The 17,706-nt window shown below is 63.6% G+C and carries 16 protein-coding genes and 2 pseudogenes; 10 read left to right on the forward strand and 8 right to left on the reverse strand.

Annotation, left to right across the window (positions count from 1 at the left end; all coding sequences use genetic code 11):
* From DH10_RS24135 to DH10_RS24145, 3 genes and pseudogenes are all read right to left on the reverse strand, one after another.
* Nucleotides 1-207, reverse strand: a pseudogene (locus DH10_RS24135) (ABC transporter permease); the annotation flags it as partial.
* Nucleotides 204-1,190, reverse strand: coding sequence for an ABC transporter permease (locus DH10_RS24140; RefSeq protein WP_192253278.1), 987 nt, complete (start codon nucleotides 1,188-1,190; stop codon nucleotides 204-206). The pseudogene DH10_RS24135 and the gene DH10_RS24140, both read right to left, overlap by 4 nt.
* A 282-nt stretch (nucleotides 1,191-1,472) precedes the next feature.
* Nucleotides 1,473-3,083, reverse strand: coding sequence for an ABC transporter substrate-binding protein (locus DH10_RS24145; protein ID WP_192253274.1), 1,611 nt, complete (start codon nucleotides 3,081-3,083; stop codon nucleotides 1,473-1,475).
* A gap of 340 nt (nucleotides 3,084-3,423) precedes the next feature.
* On the opposite strand from DH10_RS24145, the gene DH10_RS24150 reads away from it, so the two are divergent.
* Nucleotides 3,424-4,614, forward strand: a complete 1,191-nt coding sequence (locus DH10_RS24150) for a M24 family metallopeptidase (RefSeq protein WP_192253271.1) — start codon at nucleotides 3,424-3,426, stop codon at nucleotides 4,612-4,614.
* Nucleotides 4,615-4,863: 249 nt separating this feature from the next.
* Here DH10_RS24150 and DH10_RS24155 read toward each other — a convergent pair whose 3' ends face one another.
* The 3 genes and pseudogenes from DH10_RS24155 to DH10_RS24165 form a co-directional block, all read right to left on the reverse strand.
* Nucleotides 4,864-5,280, reverse strand: a complete 417-nt coding sequence (locus DH10_RS24155) for a cupin domain-containing protein (protein ID WP_192253268.1) — start codon at nucleotides 5,278-5,280, stop codon at nucleotides 4,864-4,866.
* Between the two features lie 4 nt (nucleotides 5,281-5,284).
* Nucleotides 5,285-6,151 carry a phosphoenolpyruvate hydrolase family protein gene (locus tag DH10_RS24160; RefSeq protein ID WP_192253265.1) on the reverse strand — a complete coding sequence of 289 codons (867 nt, stop codon included), beginning with the start codon at nucleotides 6,149-6,151 and terminating at the stop codon, nucleotides 5,285-5,287.
* Between the two features lie 12 nt (nucleotides 6,152-6,163).
* Nucleotides 6,164-7,367 (reverse strand): annotated as a pseudogene (locus tag DH10_RS24165) (Tm-1-like ATP-binding domain-containing protein).
* A 125-nt stretch (nucleotides 7,368-7,492) separates the two neighbouring features.
* Here DH10_RS24165 and DH10_RS24170 point away from each other — a divergent pair.
* The 8 genes from DH10_RS24170 (at nucleotide 7,493) to DH10_RS24205 (ending at nucleotide 14,978) form a co-directional block, all read left to right on the forward strand.
* Nucleotides 7,493-8,188: a TetR/AcrR family transcriptional regulator gene (locus tag DH10_RS24170; protein ID WP_192253259.1), complete on the forward strand. Its 696-nt coding sequence runs from the start codon at nucleotides 7,493-7,495 to the stop codon at nucleotides 8,186-8,188.
* Between the two features lie 354 nt (nucleotides 8,189-8,542).
* The gene (locus tag DH10_RS24175) at nucleotides 8,543-9,859 is read left to right on the forward strand and encodes an ABC transporter substrate-binding protein (protein WP_192253256.1); all 1,317 of its coding nucleotides are present in this window, start codon (nucleotides 8,543-8,545) and stop codon (nucleotides 9,857-9,859) included.
* 66 nt (nucleotides 9,860-9,925) lie between these two features.
* Nucleotides 9,926-10,831 carry a carbohydrate ABC transporter permease gene (locus DH10_RS24180; protein WP_192253241.1) on the forward strand — a complete coding sequence of 302 codons (906 nt, stop codon included), beginning with the start codon at nucleotides 9,926-9,928 and terminating at the stop codon, nucleotides 10,829-10,831.
* 1 nt (nucleotide 10,832) lies between these two features.
* A complete protein-coding gene (locus DH10_RS24185) occupies nucleotides 10,833-11,789 on the forward strand; it encodes a carbohydrate ABC transporter permease (protein WP_192253237.1) in 957 nt (318 codons plus the stop codon).
* On the forward strand, nucleotides 11,786-12,007 hold the full coding sequence (locus tag DH10_RS24190; protein WP_192253234.1) for a hypothetical protein: 222 nt from the start codon (nucleotides 11,786-11,788) through the stop codon (nucleotides 12,005-12,007). The genes DH10_RS24185 and DH10_RS24190 overlap by 4 nt, the downstream gene beginning before the upstream one ends.
* The gene (locus tag DH10_RS24195; RefSeq protein ID WP_192253231.1) at nucleotides 12,004-13,110 is read left to right on the forward strand and encodes an ABC transporter ATP-binding protein; all 1,107 of its coding nucleotides are present in this window, start codon (nucleotides 12,004-12,006) and stop codon (nucleotides 13,108-13,110) included. Before DH10_RS24190 ends, DH10_RS24195 begins: the two co-directional genes overlap by 4 nt.
* On the forward strand, nucleotides 13,110-14,195 hold the full coding sequence (locus DH10_RS24200; RefSeq protein ID WP_192253228.1) for an ABC transporter ATP-binding protein: 1,086 nt from the start codon (nucleotides 13,110-13,112) through the stop codon (nucleotides 14,193-14,195). Before DH10_RS24195 ends, DH10_RS24200 begins: the two co-directional genes overlap by 1 nt.
* A gap of 186 nt (nucleotides 14,196-14,381) precedes the next feature.
* Nucleotides 14,382-14,978, forward strand: coding sequence for a c-type cytochrome (locus tag DH10_RS24205; protein ID WP_192253225.1), 597 nt, complete (start codon nucleotides 14,382-14,384; stop codon nucleotides 14,976-14,978).
* A gap of 40 nt (nucleotides 14,979-15,018) precedes the next feature.
* Here the strand turns inward: DH10_RS24205 and DH10_RS24210 are convergent, their stop codons facing one another.
* Nucleotides 15,019-15,450: a DUF4437 domain-containing protein gene (locus tag DH10_RS24210; protein WP_192253222.1), complete on the reverse strand. Its 432-nt coding sequence runs from the start codon at nucleotides 15,448-15,450 to the stop codon at nucleotides 15,019-15,021.
* Between the two features lie 106 nt (nucleotides 15,451-15,556).
* On the reverse strand, nucleotides 15,557-16,525 hold the full coding sequence (locus DH10_RS24215; protein WP_192253219.1) for an AraC family transcriptional regulator: 969 nt from the start codon (nucleotides 16,523-16,525) through the stop codon (nucleotides 15,557-15,559).
* Between the two features lie 174 nt (nucleotides 16,526-16,699).
* Here DH10_RS24215 and DH10_RS24220 point away from each other — a divergent pair.
* The coding region (locus tag DH10_RS24220) for an MFS transporter (protein ID WP_192385441.1) at nucleotides 16,700-17,706 on the forward strand (1,007 nt) is incomplete at its 3' end.

The raw sequence follows: 17,706 nt of genomic DNA on the forward strand, positions 1-17,706 counted from the left end.
CTCGGCCAGCACGTCGCGGCCGAGCCGGTCGGTGCCGAGCGGCAGCGACCAATCCTGGAACGGTGGCAGCAGCGCCGGGCCGGCGATCGCTAGCGGGTCGCCCGGGAAAAGCAACGGCGCCGCCAGCGCCATCGCGACCAGCAAGACAAGGATGAGTGCGCCGGCGATCGCTTCTGGCGTACGGAAGAAACGAAGCAGCCTCCTCATGCGCTGGCCTCGCTGGCGCCGACGCGCGGATCGAGGAAGGCGTAGGCGAGGTCGACCAGGAGATTGATGACGACGACGAGAACGGCGCTCACCAGAATGATGCCGAGCAGCACTGGGGCGTCGCGCCCGGCGACCGCTTCCTGCGCCAGCCGGCCAAGACCGGGGACGGCAAAGACGCTTTCGATGACGACGCTGCCGCCGAGCATCTGCGCCGATTGCAGGCCAAGCATGGTGACCAAAGGCAGCAGCGCGTTGCGAGCAACATGAGCGAGCACGATGCGCCGGCGCGGCAGGCCCCTGGCGCGGGTGGCAAGCACGAAATCCTGCCGCCAGGCCTCGGCCATGCCGGCGCGCATCATGCGCAGATAGAGCGCGAGATAGATGAAGCCGAGCGCTGCCACCGGCAGCACGAGATGGGCGACGACGTCGGCGGCCCGCGCCAGCCCGGTCTTGCCAGAGGCGATGGTCTCGATGCCGCCGATCGGCAACCAGCGCAGGTCGACGGCAAAGACGACGATCAGCACCAGGCCGAGCCAGAAGCCCGGCACGGCGTAGAGCGCCAGCGAACCGATCGACAGGAAGCGATCGCGAAAACTGCCGGGCCGCGCGCCGGCATAGATGCCGAGCGCCGAGCCGAGGCCGAAGGAGAGCGCGGTGGCGCTGCCCATCAGGATCAGCGTGGTCGGCAGGCGTTCGATTATGACGTCGCGGATCGGCCGCGAGAAGGTGACGGACCGGCCGAGATCGAGATGGCAGAGCGCCCAAAGGTAGTTGGCGAGCCGGGTCAATTCCGACTGGTCGAGGCCCCAGCGGTGGCGCAGCAGCTCAATCATGCCGGCATCGCCGCCGGTCGAGACGATGTAGGCATCGACCGCGTCGCCGGGGGCGGCTTCGAGCAGCAGGAAGCTGCCGATGACGACGATCAGGAGCACGAAGACGCTGCCGACGAGGCGGCGGCGCAGCAGGGTGAGGGCGCGGGTCATGCGCGCCTCGAGGGACTAGAGCAAGGCTGCCCATGAGAAATGCCGCGCCCAGGCACCCCCCTCTGTCCTGCCGGACATCTCCCCCCCAAGGGGGGAGATTGGCTGTCATCGGCCGCGATGCCAATCGCAAGCGTTGCAAAGAAGGGCAGGGGTGCCAGCGCAAGCTGATCTCCCCCCTTGAGGGGGAGATGTCCGGCAGGACAGAGGGGGGTATCGTAGAGCTCGACGTCTGCCCGTGCATCTACGACGACTTCGCCGCGAATTTTCATCCGCGCGAATGTGTCACGATTCCAAGTAAGTGTCCGCCCAGTTCGAAACCGCCCAGCGCGGGTTGTTGGCGATATTCCCGACCGTATCGCGTGCGACGCTGATGAAGCTCCATTCGGCGACGTTTATCAGCGGCAGGTCGGCCGCAACCTTTTTCTGGAACTCCTTGTAGAGCTCGGTGCGGGCGGCGGTGTCGAGCGTCTCCGATGCCTTGACGATCAACGCGTCGAGGTCGGCATTCTTGTAGCCGCCCTGGTTTGAGAAGGGCACGCCGTCCGGAATGCCGCTCTGCACCAGGATGGTGGTCGAGATCGCCGGATCGCCGCGGAACACCGGCGGGCCGACCGCGAGGTCGAAGGCATGGTCGGTATAGACGGCCTTGATATGGGCGGCGGAGTCGTTGTTGACGATCTCCGCGTCGATGCCGATCGCGGCCAGCGCCTGGCGCAGATAGTCGCCGAACTGTTTTGTCTCGTTGAAGTAGGGGGCCGGCAGCAGCTTCAGCGTGAAGCGCTTGCCATCGTCGGCCCGCTTATAGCCGGCTTCATCGAGAAGCTCGTTGGCCTTGGCGACATCGAAGGGGTAGGTCGGAACGTCGGCGGTGTAGAATTGCGGATCGTTCTTCGGCACCGGGCCGGTCGCGGTCGCGGCGTAGCCGAGGAAGATCGTCTTGACGACGAAGTCCTTGTCGATGGCATGAGCGATCGCCTGGCGCACTTTCAGGTCGGCCAGTTCCTTGCGGCGATGGTTGATCTCGACCACGAGTTGGTAGGTCAGCCCCTCATAACCCTTGGTGATGACCTTCAGGCCCGGCACCTTGGAGATGCGGTCGAGGTCGGCGAGCGGCACGGCGGAGAAGGCGGCAAGCTGGATCTCTTCCGCTTCGAGCGCGGCCGCCGCCGAAGTGCGGTCCGGCAGCACCTGGTAGACGATCTCGTCGAGATAGGGCTCGTCCTTGCCCCAATAGGAGTCGTTTCTCGCAAGCCGATAGTACTGGCCGGCCTTGTATTCGGCGAATTTGAACGGGCCGGTGCCGACCGGCGCGTTGTTGGCCGGGTTGTCCTCGATCTTGCCCACCTCATAGACATGCTTCGGCACGACGCTGGAGAGCGCCGGGAGCGCATTGCGGATCAGCTGGAACGGTGTCGGCTTGGCGAATTTGAATACGGCGGTGAGCTCGTCGGGCGTCTCGACCGTGCTGAGGTCCTTGAACACGGTGCGGCCGAGATTCTGCAGCGGCTTCCAGACCTGCAGCGCCGAGAAGGCGACGTCGGCGGAGGTGAAGGGCTTGCCGTCATGCCATTTGACGCCGTCGCGCAACCTGAAGGTCACCGACAATCCATCGGCGGCACCCTCCCAGGAGAGCGCGAGGCGCGGCTCAAGTCCATCCTTGCCGTCGAAGGAGGCCTCGGCCAGGGTCTCGACGACCTTGCTGGAAATGAAGAAGACGCCGTTTGAGGCGACGATCGCCGGGTTGAGATTGCGTGGCTCGGAGTCGGCGGCGACGATCAATCGCCCGCCCTTCTTCGGCGCCTGCGCATGGCTGATGGTCGGCAACGCCGTCGAAGCCAAAAGCAGCGCCGAACCGGCCAGCAGGCCGCGGCGTGAAATCGTGAATTCGGACATCGCTCAAACTCCCCTCTTCACCCGTGCCAGGCGCGGGCAGTCTCGAATGGATGGGATTATGGCCCTTGGCAAAGGTTTCGCCAGAGACGGTTTTGGCGCAGGATAGCTTGGCTTTGAAATTTTCGTCCGCTGGACCAGTTATGTTCGGGCTGCAGTTGCCATCATCTGGTAGGACCAGATTCGGGTGCAATGTCGCCAGAAGCCGTTATGGAAGCGGGATCGGTCGAACGCCACTGAATTCTGGCTGGACCAGAGTGGTCAAAGTGATGCAGATTTAATCGACAGCCAAAAGTTCAGGAAGATTGGCCGCTTGAGCGGCCGGAAATTCAGGGAGAGGCCGATGAACATCGCTCCGGGTAAGACCGAGGTCAGCAGCATTCCGTTCGACCGGGTGCGGGTGGACCGGCTGATGGACGAGGCCGGCATCGACGTGCTCTTCGCCACCTCCAAGCACAACACGCAATATCTGCTCGGCGGCTACAAATTCATCTTCTTCGCGGCGATGGATGCGATCGGCCATAGCCGCTACCTGCCCATCGTCCTCTATGAGAAGGGCGGGCCGGAGCATGCCGCCTATATCGGCAACAAGATGGAAGGCGGCGAGCACCAGAACCATCCGTTCTGGACGCCGACGCTGCACGCCGCCTGCTGGGGAACGCTCGACGCCGCCAATCTTGCGGTGGAGCACCTGCAGAAGATCGGCAAGGGAGCTGCGCGCATCGGCATCGAGCCGGGTTTCCTGCCGTCGGATGCCTATACGCTGATCCGCAAGGCGCTGCCGGACGCGAAGCTGATTGATGCTACCGGCATGCTGGAGAATATGCGCGCGATCAAGACCGAAGTGGAGCTCGAAAAACTGCGCATCGCCTCCGAGTTGATCACCGATTCCATGCTGGCGACAATCGCCTGGGCGCGCGAGGGCACGATCAAGACCGACATCATCGAGCAGCTCAGGCGCGAGGAAACCAATCGCGGCGCGCATTTCGAATATTGCCTGCTGACGCTGGGCTCCAGTCACAACCGCGCTGCGTCCAGCCAGGCATGGAAGCAGGGCGAGGTGCTGTCTATCGATTCCGGCGGCAACTATCACGGCTATATCGGCGACCTCTGCCGCATGGGCGTGCTTGGCGAGCCGGATGCCGAGCTGGAAGATCTGCTAGGCGAAGTCGAGGCGGTGCAGCAGGCGGCCTTTTCGAAGGTGAAAGCGGGCACGCTCGGCGGCGATATGATCGCGCATGCCGACAGCGTGCTGAAGGCCTCGAAGGTCGCGGCGTATACGGATTTCTTCGCCCACGGCATGGGGCTGATCACCCATGAGGCGCCGTTCCTGATGACCAACCATCCGGTCACCTATGAGGGCACCTATGCGGCGAAACCGCTGGAAAAGAACATGGTGCTCTCGGTCGAGACGACCATGCTTCATCCGACACGCGGTTTCATCAAGCTGGAAGACACCGTGGCGGTGACCGACACGGGTTATGTGATGTTCGGCGATCGCGGGCGCGGGTGGAACACGGGTGGGGCTTCATAATCCGGAAGGTCGGCGCTGCCCCTCATCCGCCTGCCGGCACCTTCTCCCGGTATATTGACGGGGAGAAGGGAGATGGCCGCGACCTCGGCACTTACCTTCCGACATTGAAAATTGGCAAAAGCATTGATGAATGCGTTCTTTCTCCCTGTCACTATACGGGGAGAAATGTCCGGTCCACCCTCCGCAGCTGCTGCGGAGGACGGGCAGGACAATGAGGGGCGGCGCGGCCGTGGACAGAAAATCAATTCATCACTGCCCCGGCGGCAGCAACCTGAAATCCGGTAGCTCCCGCAGCGCCAGTTCGGGACCGGCCGGCGAATAGACGACGAAGAGCTGCATCGGCTGATCGCCGGTGTTGAGCGTCGAGTGGAAGCGGCTTTCCGGTACGTAGATCGTGCAGCCGGGGCCGACCTTCGCAATCACGGGATTGCCCTTCTCGTCCTCGACCATCTGCTCGCCATTGCCCGAGATGACGAAGATGATTTCCTCCGCGCCTGGATGGTTATGCCGGGTGTGGCCCTTGCCGGGAGGCAGGTCGACGACGCCGCCGGAAAAGCGGGCGGCGCCATTCACTTCCGGCCCGACCGTGAGCGTCAGCTTGCCCCAGTCGAAGCCGAAGGCGCTGACGTCCTTCGGATAAACGAACACCTTCTCCTTGTCGGCCATTGCCTCATCCCTTCCTGTTTTTCGCGGCGTCTTTTGAACCGCCGATTGCGACCGCCTTGAAATCCGCCGTCTGCCTGGCGATGGCCGCTTCGGCCGGCAGCCGCTCCATCGAGCTTGCGCCGTAGAAACCGTGCAGGCCGTCGCAGCGCTCCAGGATGTAGCGCGCGTCGCCGGGCATCGAGATCGGCCCGCCATGGCAGAGCAGGATGACGTCCTTGCGCACCGAGCGCGCGGCGTCGGCGATGGCGTCGATCTCCTTCACGCAGGCGTCGAGCGACTTCGCCGAGGTGGCGCCGATCGAGCCGCCGGTCGTGACACCCATATGGGCGACGACGATGTCGGCGCCGACTTTGGTCATGGCGCGCGCCTCGTCGGGGTTGAAGACGTAAGGCGTGCTGAGCAGATCGAGCTTGTGCGCCTCGGCGATCATGTCGACCTCGAGCCCAAAACCCATGCCGGTCTCCTCGAAGCTCTGGCGCATGGTGCCGTCGAACAGGCCAACGGTCGGAAAATTCTGCACACCGGAGAAACCCATCGTCTTCAATTCGGCCAGCAGCAGCGGCATGATGACGAAGGGGTCGGTGCCGTTGACGCCGGCCAGCACCGGCGTCTTCTTCACCACCGGCAGCACCTCATAGGCCATTTCCTTGACGATCTCGTTGGCATTGCCATAGGCGAGCAGGCCGGCGGCCGAGCCGCGCCCCGCCATACGGTAGCGGCCGGAATTGTAGATGATGATAAGGTCGATGCCGCCGGCTTCCTCGGCCTTGGCCGAGAGGCCGGTGCCGGCGCCGCCACCGACGATCGGCACGCCGTCGGCAATCATCTTGCGGAATTTTTCCAGGATCTCTTTGCGCGGAATGGCGGCCATGCTTGTCGGGTCTCACTTCTTGGCAATATCGAGGAAAGCCTCGGCCGCGGCGTTGGCGAATGCTGGATCGTTGATGTGCAGCGGCAGGCGCGTCACGGCGCGGTTCTTCGTTGGCTTGATGGTGCGCTCGATGGCCTCGAACAGGACAGCATCGGCCTCGGCGTCGAAGAAGGCGCCGCCTTCGCTGTCGAGCGCCGAAACGCCTTTCTCCGGGATCAGGAAGCGGATCGGGCCTTCGCAAGCGGCGAGGCGGCCGCCGATCCATTCGCCGATCTTGCGGCATTCGTCAGCGGTGGTGCGCATCAGCGTGACGTTCGGATTGTGCTCGTAGAACAGGCGTCCACGATACTTTTCGGGGATGGTCGGCGGCGCCCAGAAGTTCACCATGTCGAGCGCGCCGACGGAGCCGACATAGGGGAGCTTTGTGCGGGCAATGGCGCCGAAGCGATCCTCCGTCGCCGGCAGCACGCCGCCGAACAGCAGGTCGCAGACCTCGGTGGTGGTAATGTCGAGGACGCCGGCAAGCAGGCCTGAATCGGCGAGCTTCTCCATCGAGCGGCCGCCGGTGCCGGTGGCATGGAAGACCATGCAGTCATAGTCAGCGCGCAGCCGTTCGACGACGGCCGTCACGCAAGGCGTGGTGACGCCGAACATGGTCAAGCCCAGCGCCGGCTTGCCGGCGCCTGACGGAGCCGGCCTCGCCGCCATGCCGGCGATGGCTTGGGCGGCGTTGTGCAGCACGACGCGCGACAGCCGGTTGAGGCCGGCCATGTCGGTCACCGACGGCATCATGATGATGTCGGAGACGTCGACATAAGGTCCTGTGTCGCCGGACGCCGGAGGCGAGCGTCGAGACCATGATCTTGGGCAGGCCGAGCGGCAGCGCGCGCATGCCCGCGGTGACGATCGAGGTGCCGCCACCGCCGCCGATGCCGATCACGCCGGCAACGTCGTCGCGGGACTGGATGAAGCGGGTAAACGCGACGCCCATGCCGGCAACGGCCGTGCCGCGATCATCAATGCCGAGCACCGCGCCGGCTCCATCGGGATGATGCGCCGCCACTTCGCTTGCCGCAACATCCACCGGCACGGTCGCGCCGCGCGTGCCGATATCGACGCGGACGACCGCGCCCCCGGCAGCGGCGACGGCATCGGCGAGGAAGGCGAGCTCCTCACCCTTGGTGTCGGCGGTGCCGACCACATAGATGCGCTTCATCCGAGTTTCCCCGTCGTCTCTATCGTTGTCTTCAGCGTCCGGTGTTGCCGCTTGTCGCTTCTTGCCGGGCCCGTTCGCCAAGGCATGGCCATTGCAATTTTTTGAGACGCGCGTATCGTATTGATATGGATGTCTCACGTCAACAAGCTGCCGCCAACGACGATGCCGAGCAGGTGCCGGCAGCCGAGAAGGGGCCGCGCGCCCGCACGAGGCGGCTGATGCTGGAGACGGCGAAGCGGCTGATGCAGTCGGGCGTGACGCCTTCGGTCAGCGAGGTCGCAGAGGCTGCGCAAGTCTCCCGCGCGACTGCCTATCGCTATTTCCCAAGCCAGGCGGCGCTGGTGCAGGCGGTCGTCGACGAGGGGCTTGGCCCGATCCTGACGTGGAAATCCGCTTCGAACGATCCGCAGCGGCGGGTGGCCGAGCTATTCGCTTCCTCCATCCCGCGCATCGAGGCTTTCGAGGCGACATTCAAGGCGGCGCTCAAGCTTTCGCTCGACCAATGGGCGCGGCGGCAGGCGGGCACGCTGGGCACCGAGCCGGCTTTCACGCGCGGCCACCGCGTCGATCTTTTGAAAGATGCGATTGCGCCGCTCAAGGGTCAGCTCAAGCCGCGTCAGTTCAAGCGTCTTGCCCAGGCGCTGTCGTTGATGTTCGGCGTCGAAGTGCTGATCGTGCTGAAGGATATATGGGGGCTGGACAGCCGTGACATGATGTCGGTCGCCGAGTGGGCGGCGGGGGCGCTGGTGCGTGCGGCGATAGCGGAATCAGAGGCGAAAACGGGTGGTGTTTCGATCACACAGGAGACGACGATGTCTTAAATCTGGTTCGACCAGATTGGAGACCCGGCTGCCGATAATAATTGTGAGGCCTCGGTGGAAACAAGGCTTCTGCATATCAAGGAGTAGGAAAAATAAGGCAAAACAGACAGATACCGCCCCGATTGGCTTGTCGAGCCGCTTTTGACTGTACAAGAAAGAGCTTGACGTCCCTCTTGAATTGGTAATACCAGATCAGTACGCATAAAGCGGATCGAAAGTGAGGGCTGCGATCATTTTTTCCGGCAGGGCGAGGAGGCGCGAAACCGGAAAGTGCCATCACGGGAGGAACTACCAGGGCCGACCATAGTGCCGGCCCAGCATGACAAGGTAGAATGCGCACAAGGGAGGAAAACTATGCGCAAGATAGTGACCAGCGTGATTGCTGGTATCGGGCTGGCGCTTGCCTGCGGGACATCCGTCCGAGCGCAAGACAAGGAACTCACCATCTTCTGGGCGGAATGGGATCCGGCGAACTATCTGCAGGAACTCGTCAACGACTACACGGCCGAGACCGGCGTGAAGGTCACGGTGCAGACCACACCGTGGCCGGATTTCCAGACCAAGGCCTTCACCGAGTTCAACGCGCACGGCGACGCCTACGACATGGTGGTCGGTGACTCGCAATGGCTGGGCGCCGGTTCGACGCAGGGTCACTATGTCGACCTCACCGACTTCTTCAACCAGCACAAGCTTACCGACGTGATGGCGCCTGCGACCATCAAGTATTATGCCGAGTATCCCGGCGGTTCCGGCAAATACTGGGCGATCCCCCTGGAAGGCGATGCGATCGGCTGGTCCTACCGCAAGGACTGGTTCGAGGATCCGAAGGAGAAGGAAGCCTTCAAGGCGAAGTACGGCTACGACCTCGACGTGCCGAAGACCTATACGCAGTTGCGCGACATCGCCGAGTTCTTCCACCGTCCGGACCAGAAGCGGTACGGTGTCGCCATCTACACCGACAATTCCTATGACGCGATGGCGATGGGCGTCGAAAGCGCCATCTTCAGCTATGGCGGCGATCTCGGCGACTATGCAACCTACAAGGTCGACGGCATAACCAATTCGAAGCAGGCTGCCGCCGGCCTCGACATGTACAAGGAGCTTTACAAGTTCACGCCTCCCGGCTGGGGCAAGACCTTCTTCGTGGAAGACAACCAGGCGATCACCGGCGGCCTCGCCGCGATGAGCATGAACTTCTTCGCCTTCTTCCCGCCGCTGGTGAACAAGGCCACAAACCCCTATGCCGACGTCACCGGCTTCTTCGCCAACCCGGCCGGCCCCGACGGCAAGCGCTTCGCCGCTCTCGGCGGCCAGGGCATCTCCGTCGTCTCGTACTCGAAGAACAAGGACGAGGCGATGAAGTTCCTGGAGTGGTTCATCAAGGACGAGACCCAGAAGAAGTGGGCCGAGCTCGGCGGCTACACCTGCAGCCAGGCCGTGCTGAAGTCGGAAGCCTTCCAGAACGCCACGCCCTACAACAAGGCGTTCTACGACACGATGTTCATGGTCAAGGATTTCTGGGCGACGCCCGAATACGCCGAGGTGCTCGATCAGCTGAACCAGAACATCTATCCGTTCGTGGTCGGCGGCAAGGGCACCGCCCAGGAAGCGCTCGACAAGACCGCCGCCGACTGGAAGGCGACGTTCACCAAGTACAATCGCTACAAGTAAGCATCACAGTCAGAATGCCGGAGGAGGGTTTCCCCTCCGGCATTCCTGTTTTCAGGGAGACGATCGTTGGCTTCGGTAGCCCTCACCAATCTTGATCCTGCCTCCAGGGCCGCCGCGCGCGGCTGGTCGGATCTGACCATCCGCAACATGTTCATCATCCCAACGCTGGTTTTCCTGATCGTCTTCAACATCTTTCCGCTGATCTATTCGCTGGGCTATTCTTTTACGAATTTCGCCGCGAACCGGAGCGAGCCCTGGCAGTTCGTCGGCCTGCAGAACTATCGCGAATTGCTCACCGACGATCACATCTGGTCGAACTTCGTGATCACGGCGAAATACGTCATCGTTTCGGTGGCCGGCCAGATGATCGTGGGCTTCGGCCTCGCCTTGCTGCTCAACCGCAGCTTTCCGATGAAGGGCCTGATCACCACGCTGTTGCTCCTGCCGATGATGATGTCGGCGGCGGTCGTCGGGCTGTTCTGGCAGCTGCTCTACAGCCCATCCTGGGGCCCGATCAACTACGTCTTCGGCCTGGGCGACTTCGCGTGGCTCTCCAATCCCGACAGCGCGCTCTACGCGGTAGCGATCACCGACATCTGGATGTGGTCGCCCTTCGTCATGCTGCTGTCGCTCGCCGGCCTGTCGGCGGTGCCGCAGCATCTCTACGAGGCCGCCGCGATCGACCGCGCCAGCTGGTGGTACACCTTCACCCGCATCACCTTGCCGCTGGTCTCGCCGATCCTTTTGATCGCGCTGATCTTCCGCACCATGGAAGCGTTCAAGACCTTCGACATCGCCTACACGATGACGACCCAGCCGACCGCCGAGCTGATCGCGATTCGGCTCTACAAGCAGGCGTTCCAGCAGTGGGACACCGGCAAGTCCTGCGCGCTGGCCTACATCGTGCTGATCATGGTGCTGGCCATCACCAACCTCTACGTGAAGTATCTCAACAAGGTGAAGGAGCGCTGAGATGGCCGCCGTCCGCACTTCTTCCGAGGTTGCCCTCAACCGCATCGCCATCGTCGCGGTGCTGGTCGCCACGCTGATCTTCCTGGCGCCAATCTACTGGATCGCCTCCACGGCCTTCAAGCCGAAGGAACTGGCGGTCAGCGTGCCGCCCACCGTTCTGTTCGAGCCGGAGGTGACGCCGTTCATCCGGCTCTTCACCAAGCGCGTGCAGATGCAGAAGACCGTCGACCCGCAAGTCTACGAGGCCGCGCCCTGGTGGGAAAAGCGCATCTACGACGGCGGCGAGCGGGTGCTGAAGGTTGGAAAGGACGTGCAGCTTTCGCAATATCCCGACCGCTTCATGAACAGCCTGATCGTAGCGATCGTCAGCACGGTGCTTGCCGTCGGCATGGGAACCTTCACCGCCTACGGTTTCTCTCGCTTCAAGATCGCGGGCGAGGCGGACCTTTTGTTCTTCATCCTGTCGACACGCATGCTGCCGCCGGTGGTCGTCGCCATCCCGATGTTCCTGATGTACCGGATGGTAGGCCTCAACGACTCGCATATCGGCCTGATCATCCTCTACATCGCCTTCAACCTGTCCTTCTCGGTCTGGCTAATGAAGGGCTTCATGGACGAGATCCCGAAGGAATACGAGGAGGCGGCGCTCGTCGACGGCTACACGCGCATGCAGGCCTTCTTCAGGATCGTGCTGCCGGAGGCGGCGACGGGCATCGCCGCGACCGCCGTGTTTTGCTTCATCACCGCCTGGAACGAATACGCTTTCGCGCTGATCATGACCAACCGCCGCGCCCAGACCGCGCCGCCTTTCATTCCCAGCCAGATCGGTTCCGGCCTGCCGGACTGGACCACAATCGCGGCGGGCACCTTCCTGTTCCTGCTGCCGGTCGCGATCTTCACCTTCCTGCTGCGCAACCATCTGCTTCGCGGCGTGACCTTCGGAGCAATCCGCAAATGAGCTTTCGCGCACTCAATGAGAAGTATCTGCTGCCGGCGTCACAGATCGCCATGGTGCTGGGCATCATCGCGCTCTGCCAGCCGTGGAGCCTCAGCCTGCATTCCTACGGCGTGACGATCATCCTGATCGGGCTGATCGGCTTCAACGTCACGTCGAAGATTGCGCCGGAGCGCAAAGAGGAAACCGGCGCCGCGACGCATGAGGGGGCCCGGCAGTGACGCAGATCGAACTTCGCGGCATCGAGAAATTCTTCGGCGCCGTCCAGGTCATCCACGATTTGAACCTCGCCATCGCCGACAACGAGTTCATCGTGCTGCTCGGCCAGTCGGGTTGCGGCAAGACCACGACGCTGCGCGCGATAGCAGGGTTGGAGACGATCGACCAGGGCGACATCCTGATCGACGGCAAGGCGGTGCAGCACCTCAAGGCCGCCGACCGCGACATCGCCATGGTGTTCCAGTCCTTCTCGCTTTACCCACATATGACGGTGTTCGAGAACATCGCCTTTCCGTTGCGCGCCACGCGCATGAGCCGTGGCGAGGTCGACAGGTCGGTGCACGAGATCGCCCGGGTCCTGCGCATCACCGATCTGCTCGACAAGAGGCCGTCGGCACTGTCCGGTGGCGATATGCAGCGCGTGGCGATCGGCCGTGCCCTGGTGCGGCGCCCGAAGGCGATGCTGATGGACGAGCCGATCGGCGCGCTGGACGCCAAGCTGCGCGAGGAGATGCGGGCCGAGATCAAGCGTCTGCACATCAAGCAGGGCTCGACCACGATCTACGTCACCCACGACCAGATCGAGGCGATGAGCCTCGCCGACCGCATCGTCATCATGCATGAGGGCTTCATCCAGCAGGTCGGCACGCCGGACGATGTCTACTCGCACCCAGCCAACCTGTTCGTGGCCCAGTTCGTTGGCAGCCCGGTGATGAACATAGCCGAAGCTGGCGTCGCCGATGATGCCGGTACCGCCACCGTCACCGTGGGCGGCGCGCCCAAAGGTTTCGAGTTCCCGCGCGATCTCCTCGCCAAGCTCAACGGCCACGCCGCCAATGGCGGCCTGACGCTCGGCATCCGTCCCGAAGGAGTGCTCGTCCGGCACGACGCCGCGCCCGGCTATATCCCGGTCGAGGCGCAGATCATCGAACCGCTCGGCTCCTTCGACATCGTCGACCTCAAGGTCGGCTCCAAGATGCTGCGCGCCCGCACCAAGGCCGGCTACGTCTCGGGCCCCGGCGAAAAGGTCCATGTCCGCCTCGATCCGGAGCAGGCGCATTTCTTCGACACGGCAAGCGGCAAGTCGCTAGGAGTAAGGCTCTAATGGCCCATATCGAGCTGAAGAACATCACAAAGAAGTTCGGCAGCCATACCGCGCTGACGGGCCTCAACCTCGATATCGCCGACGGCGAGTTCTTCGTGCTGCTTGGCGAGACCGGCGCCGGCAAGACGACGACGCTGCGACTGATCGCCGGGCTCGAGAAACCGACCGAGGGCCAGGTCTTCATCGACGGTGTCGACGTCGCCGACTGGGGCGCGGCCGAGCGCGACGTGGCGCTGGTGCTGCAGCAGTATTCGCTCTACCCGCGCTACACCGTGCGGCAGAACCTCGAGTTTCCGCTGAAGCCGAAGATCCGCCGCCTGCCCGATGCCGAGATCAAGGACCGTGTCGCACGCGCCGCCCGCACGCTGCGCATCGAGCATCTGCTCGACCGCAAGACGGACCGGCTTTCGGGCGGCGAGATGCAGCGCGTCTCGATCGGCCGGGCGATCGTGCGCAAGCCGCGCGTGTTCCTGATGGACGAGCCGCTGTCGGCGCTCGACGCGAAGCTGCGCGAGGCGCTGCGCACGGAGTTGAAGAACCTGCAGATGCAACTCGGCGCCACCTTCCTGTTCGTCACCCACGACCAGATCGAGGCGATGTCGATGGGCGACAAGGTCGGCGTGCTCAACCACGGCCGCATCGTCCAGACCGGCACGCCGCAGGAGATCTACAACAATCCGCGCGACACCTATGTCGCGAGCTTCGTCGGTTCGCCGCCGATGAATCTCATTGACGGCAAGCTGGTGGAAAACCGCGCGGTGATGGCGCCCATGAATTTCGAATTGCCGGTTACTGGGGGAGCCAAGACGGGCGGCGCGACCGACGGTCGCCCGCTCGTCTTCGGCATCCGGCCGGAGGACGTCTATCTGGAGAGCGGCGCTCCGGTGGAGGCTAAGGTCCACGATGTCGAGAACCACGGCGTCGAGAAGATCGTAACGCTGAGAGTCGGCGACGCGATGCTGCGCGCCACCGTGCCTGCCAGGACCGCCGTCGAGATCGAGCAGCCGGTTCGCTTTGCCTGGAACCCGGACAAGGTGGTGATGTTCGACAAGGGCAGCGGGGTGAGCCTGCGGCACGCCGGATAGGGCATGGCCCTGAAAATCAGAACGATTTTTGACTTATGTTGAACTCGACATAAGCCGATTCGGTGCTGATTGACCCACCAGCCAGACTACTACCGCGTTGGTCACGGCTCGCGATGTCGTGATGACAAGCCGCGGAATAATTTGGCGGCTCCAGGCGTTCGGAATGGTAGACGGCGGGCATATGCGATGACGCCTGCCACCACGGGGTTAACCGTGCGAACCTTGGCTGTGACCGCTGTTGTCCTGCTAGCAATCATCGTCGGATTGGCAGGCTACACCTATGCCGGATTCTACAGTGTTGCCGCCAGCGAGCCGGATCCGGACTTTGTCCGCTGGTCGCTGGAGACAATCCGGAACAATTCTATTGAACGCCATGCCGGCCACAATGTCAGCCCGGATCGATCGCTTGACGATCCGGAAATGATCCGCACAGGTGGCCATCACTACAAGGAGGAAGGCTGCGTCGACTGTCACGGTGGTCCGGGAATTTCTCCGGCGGACTTCGCCAAGAACATGTGGCCCAAGCCGCCGGATCTTACACGAGCCACTTCCGCCTTGGAGAATGCTGAACTCTATTGGATTGTGCAAAACGGCATAAAGATGACTGGGATGCCCGCGTTTGGTCGAACGCACAATCAGGAAGGGCTATGGGCGATGGTGGCCTTTGTTCGTCGTCTACCGGAAATGTCGCAATCCGAATACGAGAAGATCACAGGAGCCTCTGAAGCTGAAGGGCATCAGGCTGCAGGCGAAGACCGTAGATCGGCTGCGTCTCGCAAGTGAGGTGTGGAGGGATCGGAGACCCCGCCGGCCCGCCACTCGGCTACTTCGGCAGATAGGTCTCGTAGGGCGTGTCGTTGATCAGCAGGATCACGCATTCGGTGTCGGACAGGCAGGCATCATCATGCATCTCGTCGGCCTTTTGGGTCCAGTAGGAGCCTGGAGGCAATTCGACCTTGGTCGCTTCACCGCCCTGCATCTGCCAATGCGCCCAGAGCCCCTTGATGACCACGGCGCGATAGTCGGCGGTGTGGGCATGGACCGGCGCGCGCCAGCTGCCGGGAACCTTGAGCAGCGTGCCGGCCGGACCCTTGGCCCGCTCGCCCCATAGCGGACCGAGGCGCTGCGGCTGGTCCGGCGCCTCGACGGCATAAGGGATCTTGTCGGCGGGCAGGTAGCTGTCCTCAAGGGCAAGCGCCGGTCCCGGAAGGATGGTGAGCGCGGCAAGCGCTAGCGGTGCGAGTTGGTTGGCCATGGCGGGTTCCTCCGCCAAGAGCTTATGCCGCCTCGACAGGCGGGGAATGGCCCTTCGTCCAAAAGACTTGGCAATTCCTCCAGCCCGATGGCGACCCGGTGCGATGTCAGGATTGCTCGTCGCCGCCGTTGTTGCGCAGATGGCTCGGCGCGATGCCCATCACCCGCTTGAAGGCGCGGCTGAAGGAGGCTTCCGAATCGTAGCCGAGTTTCGCCGCCGCCACCGACACCCGCATGCCGTCGCGGGCGAGCCATTGCCGCGCCTGGTGCATGCGCACGCGCAACACATATTTGGCCGGCGTCTCGCCGACCACGGTGGCGAAGCGCTGCGCGAAGGCGGAGCGCGACGCCCCCATCATTCGCGCCAGCGCCTCGACCGTCCAGTCGCGGTCGGGCTGCAGATGAATGGCGGCAAGCACCTTGCCGACGTCCGGGTTGCGGACCGCGGCGATCCATCCTGTGGCGTCGCCGCAGCCATTCTCCACCCAGGAGCGGATGATCGTGGCGGCCAGCACGTCGGCCAGGCGGGCGAGTATCCCACCGGAGCCGACCCGGTCCATCGTCACCTCGCCGGCCATGGCGTCGAGCAAATGCTGGATGCCGGGCGCGTTCGCCATCAGCTTATGCGCCTGCATCAGGTCGGGCATCATGTCGAGCAGTGGATGCGAGCCGTCGAGATTGAAATGCATGCTGCCGCAAAACAGCAGGGTCTTGCAGCCGTCGCAGCCGTTGGAGACGTCGTAGACGTTCTCGCAGACCGGCTCGATGGTGTAGCGGCCGATCGGCACCGGAGGAAGGCCCGGCGCACTCGCCAGCACATGCTCGTCGCCGCGGGGGATCAAAAGCGCGTCGCCCACCGAGAGCTCGATCCATTCCTTGGCCGGCGAGAACAGCCAGCAGCCTTGCTGGCCGATGAAATGGAAGCGCGCCGCCTTCTGCGCGGGAAAGGAGACGGCCCAGGGCTCGCCCAGCACGCAGCGGCCGTAATCGACGCCATCGAGCCGCAATCCGCGCAGCATATCGGTCAGCGGATCGCCGGATGCCAGCAATGTGGTTTTGGACGAATTGTAATTCATTTCGGCGTTTCTAGCATGGAAACTCCAGTCCGTCACTCCCTATGTTGCATTGCAGCCAAATGTTGCGCCGCAACCAAATCGGACCGACGCAGCCGCCCGCCAGGCATGTAACGGGTGGAGCCGGAGCCGGTCGTTCCCTACGTGACGCCGCAAAACAGATCGGAGATTTTTGCCATGACCGAACCCGCCACGGGCGTCATCGACGACGCCGTTCTCGACAGGACCGAACCCGAGGAGCGAACCGAGCCAGTGTGGGGCGCGGTGGTCTCGCTGGCGCTCGGTGTGTTCGGCCTGGTGACGGCCGAATTCCTGCCCGCCAGCCTGCTGACGCGGCTGGCGCAGGATCTCGGCGTCAGCGAAGGCGCCGCCGGCCAGGCGGTGACGGCGACGGCCGTTGTCGGCGCGATCGCCGCACCGACCATGGCCATCGTCACCAAGCGGCTGGATCGCAGGCTGGTCATGTGGATGCTCACCGTGCTTCTGATCGTGTCCAACCTGCTCGCTGCTTTCGCATCCTCGCTCACGATGCTGCTTCTGGCCCGTGTGGTTCTGGGCGTCGCGCTCGGCGGCTTCTGGTCGATGTCGGCCGCCATGGCGATGCGTCTGGTGCCGATGCGATTGATGCCGCGCGCCATGTCGATCATCCTGACCGGCGTCTCGGTCGCCACTGTCACCGCGGCGCCCGTCGGCGCCTATGTCGGCGACATTTGGGGCTGGCGCACGGCCTTCATGATCGCGGCGGTCGTCGGCGCGCTGACTTTGCTGGTACAGCTTGCCACCATTCCAAGCCTGCCGCCGACGGCCGTGGCGAGCTTCCGCACCCTAATCGAAGTGCTGAAGCGGCGGACGATCCGCGTCGCCCTCCTGGTCGTGCTGCTCGTTGCCTCGGGACAATTTGCCGGCTTCACTTATGTGCGGCCGTTCCTGGAGACGGTGCCGGTGATGCGGATCGAGACGATCTCGCTGGTGCTGCTCGCTTACGGCGTCGGCGGCTTCTTCGGCAACTTCGCCGGCGCCTTCCTGGCCGAGCGCAACCTGAAGCTTGCGGTCGGGCTGGCGCCGCTGCTGATCGCGCTGTCGGCGCTGGCGATGCTCCTACTCGGCGCCTCGCCGGTGATCGCGGCCATCGCGGTCACCAGCTGGGGCTTTGCCTTCGGCGCCGTGCCGGTCGGGCTGCAGAC

This window comes from Mesorhizobium silamurunense (assembly GCF_014843825.1).
Lineage (GTDB): Bacteria > Pseudomonadota > Alphaproteobacteria > Rhizobiales > Rhizobiaceae > Mesorhizobium > Mesorhizobium silamurunense.

Coding starts and splice junctions, on each gene's coding strand:
- DH10_RS24140 (WP_192253278.1), bottom strand. CDS start 1,190: ATGACCCGCGCCCTCACCCTGCTGCGCCGCCGCCTCGTCGGCAGCGTC.
- DH10_RS24145 (WP_192253274.1), bottom strand. CDS start 3,083: ATGTCCGAATTCACGATTTCACGCCGCGGCCTGCTGGCCGGTTCGGCG.
- DH10_RS24150 (WP_192253271.1), top strand. CDS start 3,424: ATGAACATCGCTCCGGGTAAGACCGAGGTCAGCAGCATTCCGTTCGAC.
- DH10_RS24155 (WP_192253268.1), bottom strand. CDS start 5,280: ATGGCCGACAAGGAGAAGGTGTTCGTTTATCCGAAGGACGTCAGCGCC.
- DH10_RS24160 (WP_192253265.1), bottom strand. CDS start 6,151: ATGGCCGCCATTCCGCGCAAAGAGATCCTGGAAAAATTCCGCAAGATG.
- DH10_RS24170 (WP_192253259.1), top strand. CDS start 7,493: ATGGATGTCTCACGTCAACAAGCTGCCGCCAACGACGATGCCGAGCAG.
- DH10_RS24175 (WP_192253256.1), top strand. CDS start 8,543: ATGCGCAAGATAGTGACCAGCGTGATTGCTGGTATCGGGCTGGCGCTT.
- DH10_RS24185 (WP_192253237.1), top strand. CDS start 10,833: ATGGCCGCCGTCCGCACTTCTTCCGAGGTTGCCCTCAACCGCATCGCC.
- DH10_RS24190 (WP_192253234.1), top strand. CDS start 11,786: ATGAGCTTTCGCGCACTCAATGAGAAGTATCTGCTGCCGGCGTCACAG.
- DH10_RS24200 (WP_192253228.1), top strand. CDS start 13,110: ATGGCCCATATCGAGCTGAAGAACATCACAAAGAAGTTCGGCAGCCAT.
- DH10_RS24205 (WP_192253225.1), top strand. CDS start 14,382: ATGACGCCTGCCACCACGGGGTTAACCGTGCGAACCTTGGCTGTGACC.
- DH10_RS24210 (WP_192253222.1), bottom strand. CDS start 15,450: ATGGCCAACCAACTCGCACCGCTAGCGCTTGCCGCGCTCACCATCCTT.
- DH10_RS24215 (WP_192253219.1), bottom strand. CDS start 16,525: ATGAATTACAATTCGTCCAAAACCACATTGCTGGCATCCGGCGATCCG.